Source organism: Psychrobacillus faecigallinarum, from assembly GCF_014836595.1.
Lineage (GTDB): Bacteria > Bacillota > Bacilli > Bacillales_A > Planococcaceae > Psychrobacillus > Psychrobacillus faecigallinarum.
Genome location: NZ_JACSQO010000013.1, coordinates 40,622 through 53,633 on the forward strand (window position 1 = coordinate 40,622; position 13,012 = coordinate 53,633).

Below are 13,012 nucleotides of genomic sequence, written 5' to 3' on the forward strand. Positions count from 1 at the left end.
AGGGTGTGAATGATATGAAAAGGAGAAGAGGTTTCGTGCAGCTGGCTATCCTTCATTTGCTTGATGAAGAGCCGAAGCATGGATATCAAATAATGAAGGAATTAGAATATCGCTCTGGTGGCTTTTATTCGGCAAGTGCCGGAACAGTCTATCCTGCATTACAGGAGTTGATGGAGCAGGAAATGATTGAGTTACTACCTGATACAGGTAAGAAGATATATTCTCTAGGGGTCAGAGGCAGAACTCGCCTAACCGAACATTCCAATAAAAAAAAGAGTGATTTTTGGGAAGACTGGAAGGCTAGATGGGAATGGCAAAATTCAGAGGAAGCAACCCAACTAAAAGAAGTGATCGATCAATGGGAAAATGAACTAAGAAAGGCGATTAAAGCCTCAAGGAAGGATAAAGATAGTACTTCCAGGCTTATTGAATTTATTCAAGATACGACAAATCAATTACAAAAAGAAATACAAAAGAAAGGAGAGGAAACATGAAGTCTCTACAAAAGCTACTTCAATATTTAAAGCCATACACTCTTTTTGCCATATTAGCCCCTCTCCTAATGTGTATAGAAGTGGCAATGGACTTACTTCAACCTACAATTATGCAGCATATCATTGATAACGGGATTGCACAGAGTGACAATGCTTATGTTATTCAGATGGGATTATTGATGCTCGTCACTGCATTTGTAGGTTTAATAGGTGGAGCTGGGTGTACGGTTTATAGCTCTAAGGCTGCAGTCAATTTTGCTGCAGATATTCGAAGAGATGTTTTTCGAAAAACACAGCAGTTTTCTAGCAGAAATACTGACACATATGGGGCAGGAAAGTTAATCACGATTGTGACAAATGATGTCACTTCTGTCCAACAAGCTTTAATGATGACACTTCGCGTATTTGTAAGGGGCCCACTTTTGTTCATAGGCTCCGTTATTATCGTATGGGTCACAGCAAGAGAGTTATTCCCGGTCTTACTTGTAACCATTCCTATTTTGATGGCATTCATTTATTTCTTTTCTTCTAAAACTGGAAAGCTCTTCGTAAAGGTCCAAAAAGCTATGGATAAGGTGAATACTAAGCTACAGGAGACCTTCTCTGGAATTCGAGTAATTAAGGCATTCAATCGGAAGAATTATGAAATGGATTCCTTTAAGGATGTTAATGACACTTTAACAAAAAGAAACATGGCGGCGGAACAAGTCATTCTATCCCTTATGCCCGTAATGTTATTTGTAGTTAATGTTGGGGTCGTTTTTGGTATGTGGATGGGTGCTATAAAAGTCGATGAAGGGACTATGCAGGTTGGGGTCATACTTGCTTTTATCAATTACCTTAACATTATTATGAATGGCCTTATATCTAGTAGCCATGTATTAATGCAAATCACCCGTTCCTTTACTTCTGCTAATCGTATTCAACAAGTGTTAGAAACGGTAGTAGATATTCAAGAACCAGTAAATCCAATACATACTAGCGACATAAAGGGTTCGGTAGAATTTGACCAAGTTAACTTTAGCTATAGTAAAAATGGAGAGTATGTCTTAAAAAACATTTCCTTCTATGCTGGCGCTGGAGATACAATCGGTATTATTGGTTCAACAGGAAGTGGTAAGTCTACATTAGTAAAACTTATATCCCGGTTATATGATCCAGACACGGGTACCATTCGAATAAGTGGAAAAGATTTAAAGGATTACTCGTTGGAGGAATTGCGAACTTTAATAGGTTTTGTTCCTCAAAAAGCAACCTTGTTCTCTGGTACGATTGAGGAAAATTTAAGCTATGGGAAAGAAAATGCAAATCCAGATGAAATGGAGTTAGCTGCTCGTTCAGCGGCAGCATATGAGTTTATCGAGAGATTGGATAAAGGATTCAATCATGAACTCATGCAGGGTGCAACCAATCTATCTGGTGGGCAAAAACAGCGTCTTTCTATGGCTCGAGCATTCATCCGCCATCCTAAAATACTTGTTTTTGATGATTCAACTTCAGCTGTAGATGCATTATCGGAAGCTGCTATTCAAAAAACGTTAAGAGATCACTATGGAGAAACAACAGTTTTTATCATTTCTTCAAAGGTATCTTCCATTATGGATGCCGACCAAATACTAGTGATAGATGATGGAATGATTGAAGCAGCTGGTACGCATGAAGAGCTTCTTCAAACGAGCCAGGTGTATAGAGATATTTATGAGACACAAAGTGGGAAGGGGGTTCTATCAGATGAATAAAGCATCTACTCCACCACCAAATGCCATGGGCCGAGCGAGAGGGCCGAGAGGATTCGGAGGACCAGTTGTTAAAGCAAAGGATAGCAAGGGTACGATCAAACGAATATGGCGCTATATGGAAAAGCAAAAAATAGCATTGATAGCAGCCAGTGGCCTTGTCATTATTTCGACCTTGCTGAATTTGCTGGCCCCATATTTGATAGGGGTAATTATCGATGATTATATTATTCCAAAGGATTTAGATGGCACTATTCGATTCTTAATATTTTTAGGAATAGTATACATTGCTTCTTCCGTTTTCACATGGCTCCAAACATTTTTAATGGTACGTGTATCGCTAAAAACTATTCAAACACTTCGACAAGATTTGTTTAACAAGTTCCAAACGTTATCATTGCGTTTTTTTGATAAACGGACACATGGAGATCTCATGAGTCGAGTCACGAATGATATAGAGAGTCTTAATAATGCATTGAGTCAAAGCGTTATTCAAATATTTTCCTCTGTTCTGATGGTAGCAGGCGTTACGATTGCTATGTTTGCTTTGAACTGGTTATTAGCTATAGTAGCACTACTAATCATACCGCTGATTATATTTACAACGAAGAAAATAATAAAATATAGCAGTAGTAACTTCATTAAGAGACAGCGTGATTTAGGAGAGTTAAATGGTTTCATCGAGGAGTCAATTTCAGGTAATGAGGTAATTACCCTGTTTGGTCAAGAAGAAAATACATTTAATAAATTTTCCGTAGTGAATGAGCGTTTGAGAGGATCAGCAATGGCTGCGGATACAGTATCAGGTTTTCTTGGACCTATTAATAACTTTATAAATAATCTTGGGTTGGCCCTTATTATTGGAGTTGGTGCGCTTATGACTGTTCAGGAAATGGCTACCGTTGGGATCATTGCAGCTTTTGTTACCTATTCCCGACAGTTCTTCCGTCCGATTAACCAATTATCTAACTTACTAAATACTTTTCAATCCGCAATTGCTGGGGCAGAGAGGGTATTTGAGATTATGGATGAATCCCCAGACATGGTGGATAAGACAAATGCCATAGAAATAGAATCTTTGAAGGGTACTGTAGAATTTTCTCATGTGAATTTCTCCTATGAAAAGGGAGAATCTATCTTAAGGAACATTAGCTTCCAAGCAAAAGCAGGAGAGAAGATTGCACTAGTTGGTCCGACTGGTTCTGGTAAAACAACCATTATAAATTTACTAATGCGCTTTTACGATATTGATTCTGGAAAAATTCAAATAGATGGAATTGATATACAAGACTATAAAGTTAACAAGCTACGTGAAAAAATTGGGATTGTGCTTCAGGATACATTCTTGTTTTCAGGTACGATTATGGAGAATATACGATATGGGCGATTAGATGCTTCTGATGACGAAATAGTTGAGGCTGCTAAGCTAGCATCAGCGCATAGGTTTATCAAGCATTTGCCGGAGCAGTATGAAACACTCATTACATCAGGTGGATCGAGCTTAAGCCAAGGCCAAAGACAGCTACTGGCTATCGCTCGAGTGATTTTGGCTGATTCCGATATACTAATATTAGATGAAGCTACTTCTAGTATAGATACGAAAACAGAGATTGAAATACAACGTGGACTAAATAGATTATCAGAAGGACGAACTAGCTTTGTCATTGCGCATAGGCTAAAAACAATTGAAAATGCAGACAGAATCTTAGTAATTCATCAAGGTGAGCTTATTGAATCAGGGACTCACCAGGAATTATTACAGAAAAAAGGCTTTTATTTTGAGCTATATGAAAGTCAATTTAATATATAAAAGGAAAAGTTCTCTGGGGATTGTCAATGGCCTCAGAGGACTTTTTTTAAATAAAAGTAATTTAGTACTAGCAACTTTAGGGTGGTAAAGTAAAATATAAGTCGAATTATATAAAAAAAGAAAGGAATATTAGTATGAAAGTAGCGATAATTTTTCACGTTTAAGTGCTATTTTCAGAAGGTACTTTCACAACTTAAAGATATGGCTTTTAACATAAAAATATACAATAATTAAGATAAGAAAAAAAAGGAATAGAGGTGAAAAAAATGGAGAGAACGTTTTCAGTCAAACTATTATTTGAACATATTTCCTCGCCTGAATCTATGCCTAATAAAACATTTGAAGAAACGATAAACATCGTTCGAGCACCTCGATTCGAAGATGTAGATCGTTTAGTAAAGGAACATTTTAAAGACGTCACTTATACCAATGCCTTTGGAGAAAAGACAGTAATAAAATTAGTGATGATTCTTGATGTTTTCGAAATGGTTGATAAAATCGAAGAATCATTAGAATTTGCGGAAGTCTACAGTCACCATATTATTTTAGACGAAGCAGTACAATTAGATAGAACATATTGAATAGATTATCAAAAAAGGACCCCAGTTCAGAGAACTGGGGTCCTTTAAGTTATATTATAGTGCCTTAAATCCAGGTTTGATTGAAGTGATTTCTGGTTTTGCATCTACAGCAAGTTCTGTTTCGAATGAAACAGTTGCAATTAGTATAGCTGTAAGACATAGTAATCCAATTAATTTCTTCATGATAATTCCTCCCAACTAGAAACTTTTGATTGTTTTATATGATAGTTAAAACCTTTTTCATAATAAATAGTAGCTTGTTTATACTGTTTCTCTTTAGCCAATTTTTTTGCTAAAACATAGCAATAGATAGAACAATATTTGAATTCTTGCTTACTTTCGAAATAATCCAACACCCGTTTGAAGGTGGAAATAGAATTTGTTTCGTTAAGTAATATTGTTTTATATACTAAGAAGTGATTGGCATAAAAATCTCTATTACTTTCAGAAAGTTTATATAAGATTTCTAAGCCACTATTTAACCAAATTAAGGCATTACTAATATCATTGTTTTTGTGATGTTCTTTTAAAATAGAAAGAATAGAAATAACATTTATATTAGGATCAGAATTTGCTTGTAAACTACTTTTAAAGTGAAAAAGAGCTAAATCGCTTTCTTTTAAAAGAGAATAACATGCCCCAATATTTTGTTCAATCATACCTTTAAATTTAGAAGATTCAATTTTAGAACTTATTTCTCTTGCCTTTTCATAAGATGCTATTGCCTCTTTTAAAACACCGGTATTTTTTTGAGCTATACCTAAAATTACAAGACATTCAATTGATCTTTCAATTAAAATTTCTTGATTAAAGTAAGATAAGGCTGATTTTACATAATCAATAGCAAGTATATACCTTGATTCAGATAAAAAAGCCAGGCTTGAAATATAGTAAAGTTCTGCCATTTCCCAATCTTCCATGCGGTAACTTTTAATTAAATTAAAAATGTTCATGAATATTTCTGAAGCTTGCCGAAATTCATTGTTTTGGTAGGAAATAATTCCTTGGATTGTAGATAAGTAAAATAATTGATCTGTAGACATTTCTTTCTTAAACTCTTCCAAGATTGCAACGTTTGTTAGAACTTCATTTGCATAATTAGGTAGCATAAGCATCAGTCTTGTTTCCATTACTAGAAGAGTAAGTCTATTAGGTTCAAATGGATGTTCCTCTATGTAAATATGGACATCTTGATATAGACTTTTTGCTTTTTGTTTATCTCGAGAGTTTATGACTGATTTAAAAAGTGATTTGAAGTACGATAATTTTGCTTCATCACCATCATTATTTAATGCATCTAAAGGCACGTTTAATCGTTTTAATAAGTGTTGCTGTATATCCTCACTAGGGATAACTAACCCATTTTCTATTCTACTTAAGTAAGAAGGAACGCAAATACCTGAAGCTAGATACTCCTGCTTCATATTTTGTCTTTGGCGTTCTAATTTGATTAGCTGCCCTATATTCACCTAATTCAACCCCCCTCGAGTAGGATCTTAATAGGAAACAAAATCAGATACTATAATAAAGATAGCATAAAAAAACTGAAAAAAGTATAGAATTGAATTATTATGAAAGTGAACAGTGAAATAGGTCAAAAAAGTGAGGTTTTCTTCGTTCACTTTCTTAAAATAGTTATGTTTCTTTTAAATTTTGTTATTAATTGGATTTAAATTGAATTAATTTTACTACAGTGTTTCTTGACTAAGATAGTAGTTTTGAAACTTCAAAGTAAAATATTTACATTGTGATTATGTTTTTTTAGGTGAATTTTGAGGGTTAAGTAATCTTATTCACAATCTACTAAAAATATTACTGATGGTAAATAATGTGTTTATATGATTATTAAGACAACCTTTGCCCTTGAGTGAATTCTCTATACAACTCATGGTGATTTATTAATTCCTCGTGTGTACCTTTGCCTGTTATTTTCCCTTGTTCTAAGAAGAATATTTGATCTGCATGGATAATAGTAGCTAAACGGTGAGCGATGATTAGAGTGGTGCGACCTTTCATCAGCCGTTCTAAAGCTTCTTGAACAAAAGTTTCTGATCCACTATCTAAGTTTGAGGTAGCCTCATCCAACAGTAGTATCTTAGGATCATGTAAAAGGGCTCTCGCAATAGCAATTCGTTGTCTTTGTCCACCTGATAGCTTCATACCTCGTTCGCCTACCAATGTATCGTATTTGTCTGGTAACTCTTCTATAAAGGAAGAGGCATTTGCCGATTCTGCTGCAGCTTTAATTTTTTCCATGGAGGGAATATCGGTCATACCATAAGTCATATTGGACAAGATCGTTCCACTCATTAAAGGGCTCTCCTGTGATACGTAAGCCATCTTCGAGCGCCAATCTCTTAAAGAAAGTTCTTGGATAGGAGAGTTGTTAAAATAGATCACACCATCGTTTGGCTCATAAAACCTTTCAAGTAAAGAAAATATCGTTGTTTTACCTCCACCACTTGGACCTACAAAGGCGGTAACTGTACCTGGTTTAGCTTCAAATGAAACCCCGTTAATGACTTTTTTGTCTTCTCCATACGAAAAATGAACATCTAGGAATGTTATAACACCATCCTCCAATGGTTTGTTTGCCTCTTGTTCAATAGGCTCACTGTCCATCTTAAATATCTCTTGAATACGTTCTGTTGCTCCAACCGCCTTCTGAAAGGAGGTAAAGAAAGTAGCCATTTGAGCAAAAGGAAATATAATTTGGACAAGATAGAAGATAATAGCAACAAGATCTCCAGCGGAGAGATTGCCATTAGAGACCTGTAAGCCTCCATAGCCTAATATGACTACTAAAATTCCCATCATTATAAGTGTCATTAAAGGGGATATGAATGCCTGGATTTTTGCTTCCTTTAAACCGAATCGATATAAGCTATGAATGGCTTCTCCGCCACTAGTTGTTTCGGTACGTTCTGCTCGATATGATTTGACGAGTCTTATCTCAGAAAGTACTCTGCCAAGCAATCCAGAAAAAGAGGCCATTTCTTTTTGAGTAGCCTTAGCTACCTTATGCATCTTGGAGCCAAGAGGAATCATAATTGCCATGCTTAATGGTACGCTAATCAGCATAATCAGTGTCATTTTCCAATCGATGAAAAATAAAATAATAACTGAACCAATTATCGTTATTATGCCTGACACAAAATTGACTAAATGGTCGGTAACCAATGATTTTAATGTGGTCGTGTCCTGTGTGATACGACTCATTGTCTCGCCGCTTTCATGGCGATCATAATAGGGGACGGGTAGATGGAGAACCTTACTCCACAGTTTCCTTCTTAAATCAGCAACTACAAACTCACCAATGTAAGCTAAGAGATAATAGGAGAACCCTCCGAATACCGCCTGCAATATAAATACACCCAATAATATGAGAATAAGTGTCCAGTTGAAGGAAGCAGAGGTCAAAGAATCAACCAAGGTTTTAGTTACTAAAGGTACAACTAGACTAATGACAGTGCTCAATAAGGAAAGGACTATTGCTAAAATAGCCATTTTGATTGGCCATTTTAAACTCTTCAGTAATTGAAAAAAGTTTTTAGTGGATGAGGACATCCTAAACACTCCTTTCTTCTTTGTAAATTTTTAAAGAAAAAAATCGTGCAAACAGTGAGTTGCACGATACTTATAATGCCTTAGTCTCTGCTTTAGGTCTCTTTTGTAGTTCTACAACTAGCGGATCTGCAGACATTTCTAATAGACTAGCTTGTTTGTTTTGCAATTCTAATCGCATTTTTTCCGTTTCTAATAGGAAATTGTCATATCTTAATTTTTCTAATTCAATTTCGTCCTTGATTACTTTAGATTTCATAGATTGCATTTTGCGTAAATGGGTTGTCCAAATTGCGGTTAAAGGGATTGAAAAAACCATCACTACAGCAACGAATCCAATAAAAAGTCCAAAAAAGTCTTCCATGTTATTTCCTCCTATTTCTTTTTCCCTAGTATATACGAAAAATAAAGAAAATAGTTTCCAATTAGTAAAGTAATTTCAAAAAAAGGAAAAGCTATTCTATTAGGTGTGTATCGACCATTAGAATAGCTTTTCAAGATTTTCTATTTATTTAGGTAGGCCCAAGCGTATTGAGCATAAAGCTCTGCTCCTGTTGCAAGTGCATCCTCATCGATATTAAAGTTTCCGTGGTGGTGGGCCCATTCTGTATCCTTTTCTGGATTTCCACTTCCTACAAGTGCAAAGCTTCCAGGTGCCTTAGTTAAAAATGCTGAGAAATCCTCTCCGCCCATAGTAGGCTTTTCGTTATAGACTGAATCAGGGCCAAATGCTTCAGCCGCAACCTGTTGAACAAGTTTTGCGCTTTCTTCCTCGTTATCTACCGCATCAGTTCCACGTGTGTATTCTACCTCTGCTGTCGCTCCGTAAATAGCCGCCACGTTTTCAGCATACTGGGTAAGGGATTTTTCAATAAAATCACGAGTTTCGGGATGGAAGGTACGAACAGTTCCCTCAATCTCTGCATTTTCTGCAATTACATTGAACCTCGTACCAACCACCATCTTTCCAATTGTTAGTACTGCCGGGCTTTGCGGGTCGATTGTCCGCGATACGACTGTCTGAACATTCATCACAAAGGAAGAAGCTACAAGAGCAGCATCAATACATGCCTCAGGTATCGCCCCATGTCCACCGCGTCCTTTAAATTTAACTGTGAAAAGATCTGCTGCTGCAAACGAAGGGCCAGGTGTGCAGGATACTTTGTTCGTCGGCATTTGTGACCAGATATGTATACCGAAAACATTGTCCACGCCTTCCATAGCACCCTGTGCTACCATAGCTTTAGCACCCTGAGCGACCTCTTCGGCAGGTTGAAAAAATAACCGAACATTTCCTGGCAGCTGATCCTTCATCTCTGATAAAGCCTTGGCAGCGATTAATAGCATGGACGTATGAGCATCGTGTCCACAAGCATGCATTTTTCCATCTGTCTTAGAAGCGTAAGGGACATCATTTAGCTGCTGGATGGATAATGCATCCATGTCACCTCGAAGAGCCACTGTCTTTCCAGCGGGATTTCCTTTAATCTCTGCTATAACACCAGTCGGATTGGTTTTTCGATAGGAGATTCCTAGTTTTTCTAAATAATCACAAATAAATTCCGTCGTTTTAAACTCTTCAAAAGACAATTCAGGCTCACTATGCAATGTTCTGCGTAATTGGACTAGTTCCTCACTATTGTTTTTTATAGATTCTTTAATTTGATTGTTTATCATGCTGTCCCTCCGTTAGTCGTAATGCTGTTTCATATAAAATAGTTGCCCCTTTAGCAAGATCGTTTACATCGGACCATTCCTCTTGGCAATGGCTTAATCCATCTCTGCTAGGGATGAAAATCATTCCACAAGCTGTGTAATCGGAGAAAATCATAGCATCATGTCCTGCACCACTGTTGATATGACAATAGGGAATGTCTAGTTTCTCGCAGGTTTCAGTTAAAATAGTACCAATATTTTTGTCCATCATTTTTGGAGTAGTATAAAGCAACTGCTCTATAGTAGTTCGTATGGTTGGGGTGGTCTTAGATTCAATCAGTTGCCTCACTTTACTAATCGAGTACTGAACATTTTTTTCATCTCCAGAACGAATGTCTACTGAAAAAATCACTTTGTTTGGAATCACATTGGAACCGTTAGGGAAAACTTCTAGCTGACCTGTTGTAATAACTGTTCCATGTCCAATTTCCTCAGCTAGCTTTGGAAATGTTGATATTATTTCGGCTGCTATTACTAATGCATCTGCCCTTCTGTCCATAGGGGTAGTACCTGCATGGCCGGCCATGCCTTGGACAGTGACTTCTAGCTGGGTCAGCCCCACGACTGCATCAACTACTCCAATGGATATATTTTTTTCCTCCAGAATAGGGCCTTGCTCAATATGTAGTTCCAAGAAGGCTTTAATTGATTTTGGGTCACGGTATTTTTCCTTTGTACAATCCAAGCCAATACTAGTCATAGCTTCTTTTATAGAAATACCGTCTTTATCAACGAGGGCTTGAAAATCTTCCTCTGACAATAATCCCATCATTCCCCTCGAGCCCATTAATCCTCCACCATAGCGAGTTCCTTCCTCCTCAACCATGGCAATAATCTCAAGCGAGTTAACTGGTTGGATTTGCTGTTCCTGATAAAGAGCTGCGACCTCTAATCCTACTATTACACCAGCAGCTCCGTCATAAGCCCCTCCGTTTGGCACGGAGTCGAAATGAGAGCCAACTAAAACAGAAGGGGCTTCAGGGTTGGAGCCTACTAATTTACCAAATATGTTACCTAAGCCATCCTCCGATACAGAGAGGTTATATTCTTTCATTTTATCTTTAATATAGTTTCTAGCATCTAAGTCATCCTTTGAATATGTAAGTCTAGTCACTCCAGCTCCAGGAGTTGCTGTATATTCACTTAATAGGTTAATATGCTGTTCAATTCTTTGCTGATTGGCTATCATTCTATCACTCCTTATAAAAATCCTACGAAAATACCAGCTAGAATAACAGATACAACAGTTACACTGATGAATCCTCCTACTAGCATTGGAGGAAGCATGTGACTAGTTAAAACTTCCCTTTCCTTCTCGTCCTCTGTTAAAGCCTTTATAACTTCATTTGTAATGATGTAATCAGCAGGGAAACCGTATAAAGCAGTTAAAGAAACAGCAAATGCCATGTTTTTGCTTACCTTTAAAATTTTCCCGATGATAAAGGAGAATATGTACATTCCAATTACACCTAGAACGATTGTCCCCACCAAAGGATAAAGAATTTCCATGATCATGGAAGGTGTAGCATTTTTTAAAGCATCGAAAACAAATAGCATTAAAACAAGAATACAAATACCAAAGCTATTTGCCTTTTGAAGTACGTTACGTTCTAAGAATCCGACACTTCCAGCAATAATGCCAAATAATAAGCAGAGAACAAAGGGACTAATTTCTACAATAGGATTTAAAAGAGTAGAAACTCCATATGCAAGGAACCCGACAAACGCTAATCTAAATAGCTTGAAGTAATCTGAATTGTATTTGGTAGGTAAATTTTTAAACATTTTAAGTTCTTCTTTTGAATCCTCAGTTGAATTTTCTAGTTGCCCAGCAATAGTTAATTTTCCTTGACGGAACTTGTTAAGTAGATCCTTTCCTTCTTTTTTGAGAACAATTGAGGTGAGGGGATACCCTGCAAATCCCTGCATAACGTAGATAACGATTGCAAATACAGACAAAGTTGTAAGTCCTGCATTTGCCGCACCTTCTGACATGATTAATGCAGATACAACGCCACCAACTAATGGAGGGATAGCTACCACAACAGTTTCAAAATCAAACAATAGAATTCCAATCGTGAATAGAGCGACAATTATACCTAAAATACCAGCTAATGATATTAAAATAGTTTTCCATTGTTCCTTTAGCTGTTGAAGAGAAAGAAGTGTTCCCATATTAGTGATTAGCAGGTAAATCATCATAGTTGCAACTACAGGTGGTACTCCTGCTATAGATACGATTTCCTTAGGGAAAAAGGTCCAATAGCCAATGATGAAAAGGACGGCTGAAACAAAAACAGAGGGGATCCAGGCCTTTGTTCGAGTGGAGACCAATTCTCCAATAAATAAAATAGCAATAACTATAACTAAAGCAAGCATTTGCGGCATAATTTTCCGTCCTTTCTGACAATAAAGAATAATCAATACATTAACATAAAACTTTATCGGAATAAAGTATATAATATATTTCAGAATAATTAATTTATTAATAAAATTATGTAAGTGTTTTCATTGAGAAATATAAAAAAAGGCATTTCCATTTCTTATGGAATGCCCTTTTTCATAAATTTTTTTATTCAGCAGGATTCAGTTCTAACTCTACTGTAATTTTAATATCTTCTCCAACTAATACGCCGCCTGTTTCAAGTGCTTGGTTCCAAACTAAGCCAAAGTCTTTGCGGTTTATCTTAGTCTCTGCCGAGAAAGCAACTACTTCTTGCCCCCAAGGATTTTTGCCTTTACCACCATACTCAACCTCGAATGTAACTGGCTTAGTTACGTCTTTAATCGTAATGTCACCTGTTACATCGTATTCGCCTACGTCAGTAGTTTTAATATCTGTTGCTACAAATTTAATATTTGGATACTTTTCAGCATCGAAGAAATCTTCTGATCGTAAATGATTATCACGATCCTCATGATTAGTATTAATGGAATTAACGTCAATATTAAAATTAATTTCTGCACCTGTTAAGTCTTCAGCAGTTCCTTCTAAATCAGCAGTGAAGTTAGTAAAGCTTCCTTTTACCTTAGAAACCATCATGTGTTTTACAGAAAAATCGATACTAGAATGTGCTGCGTCCAAGTTAAATTTTGTCATTTTCATTTCCT

General features: G+C 36.5%; 12 protein-coding genes. 4 read left to right on the forward strand and 8 right to left on the reverse strand.

The window, feature by feature from the left end; genetic code table 11:
• Positions 1-14 precede the first annotated feature (14 nt).
• From H9650_RS18485 to H9650_RS18500, 4 genes are all read left to right on the forward strand, one after another.
• On the forward strand, positions 15-494 hold the full coding sequence (locus H9650_RS18485) for a PadR family transcriptional regulator (protein WP_191697886.1): 480 nt from the start codon (positions 15-17) through the stop codon (positions 492-494).
• Positions 491-2,233: an ABC transporter ATP-binding protein gene (locus tag H9650_RS18490; protein WP_191697887.1), complete on the forward strand. Its 1,743-nt coding sequence runs from the start codon at positions 491-493 to the stop codon at positions 2,231-2,233. Before H9650_RS18485 ends, H9650_RS18490 begins: the two co-directional genes overlap by 4 nt.
• Positions 2,234-2,258: 25 nt before the next feature.
• Positions 2,259-4,040, forward strand: coding sequence for an ABC transporter ATP-binding protein (locus tag H9650_RS18495; protein ID WP_225216168.1), 1,782 nt, complete (start codon positions 2,259-2,261; stop codon positions 4,038-4,040).
• 266 nt (positions 4,041-4,306) lie between these two features.
• Entirely contained in the window at positions 4,307-4,621 is a 315-nt protein-coding gene (locus tag H9650_RS18500) for a DUF4288 domain-containing protein (protein ID WP_144539510.1), read from the forward strand.
• 54 nt (positions 4,622-4,675) lie between these two features.
• Here H9650_RS18500 and H9650_RS20700 read toward each other — a convergent pair whose 3' ends face one another.
• The 8 genes from H9650_RS20700 to H9650_RS18535 form a co-directional block, all read right to left on the reverse strand.
• On the reverse strand, positions 4,676-4,804 hold the full coding sequence (locus tag H9650_RS20700) for a hypothetical protein (RefSeq protein WP_263619344.1): 129 nt from the start codon (positions 4,802-4,804) through the stop codon (positions 4,676-4,678).
• The gene (locus H9650_RS18505; protein WP_191697889.1) at positions 4,801-6,090 is read right to left on the reverse strand and encodes a helix-turn-helix domain-containing protein; all 1,290 of its coding nucleotides are present in this window, start codon (positions 6,088-6,090) and stop codon (positions 4,801-4,803) included. Before H9650_RS18505 ends, H9650_RS20700 begins: the two co-directional genes overlap by 4 nt.
• Before the next feature lie 376 nt (positions 6,091-6,466).
• Entirely contained in the window at positions 6,467-8,188 is a 1,722-nt protein-coding gene (locus tag H9650_RS18510; protein ID WP_191697890.1) for an ABC transporter ATP-binding protein, read from the reverse strand.
• A 70-nt stretch (positions 8,189-8,258) separates the two neighbouring features.
• Complete coding sequence (locus H9650_RS18515) at positions 8,259-8,549, reverse strand: hypothetical protein (RefSeq protein ID WP_151112440.1); 291 nt, start codon at positions 8,547-8,549, stop codon at positions 8,259-8,261.
• A gap of 140 nt (positions 8,550-8,689) precedes the next feature.
• The gene (locus tag H9650_RS18520; RefSeq protein WP_191697891.1) at positions 8,690-9,862 is read right to left on the reverse strand and encodes an amidohydrolase; all 1,173 of its coding nucleotides are present in this window, start codon (positions 9,860-9,862) and stop codon (positions 8,690-8,692) included.
• Positions 9,843-11,090, reverse strand: a complete 1,248-nt coding sequence (locus tag H9650_RS18525) for a Zn-dependent hydrolase (protein WP_191697892.1) — start codon at positions 11,088-11,090, stop codon at positions 9,843-9,845. The genes H9650_RS18520 and H9650_RS18525 overlap by 20 nt, the downstream gene beginning before the upstream one ends.
• Before the next feature lie 11 nt (positions 11,091-11,101).
• Positions 11,102-12,289, reverse strand: coding sequence for a hypothetical protein (locus H9650_RS18530; protein ID WP_151112445.1), 1,188 nt, complete (start codon positions 12,287-12,289; stop codon positions 11,102-11,104).
• A 184-nt stretch (positions 12,290-12,473) separates the two neighbouring features.
• Positions 12,474-13,001 (reverse strand): YceI family protein, encoded by a 528-nt coding sequence (locus H9650_RS18535; protein ID WP_151112447.1) that lies wholly within the window; start codon positions 12,999-13,001, stop codon positions 12,474-12,476.
• Positions 13,002-13,012 lie beyond the last annotated feature (11 nt).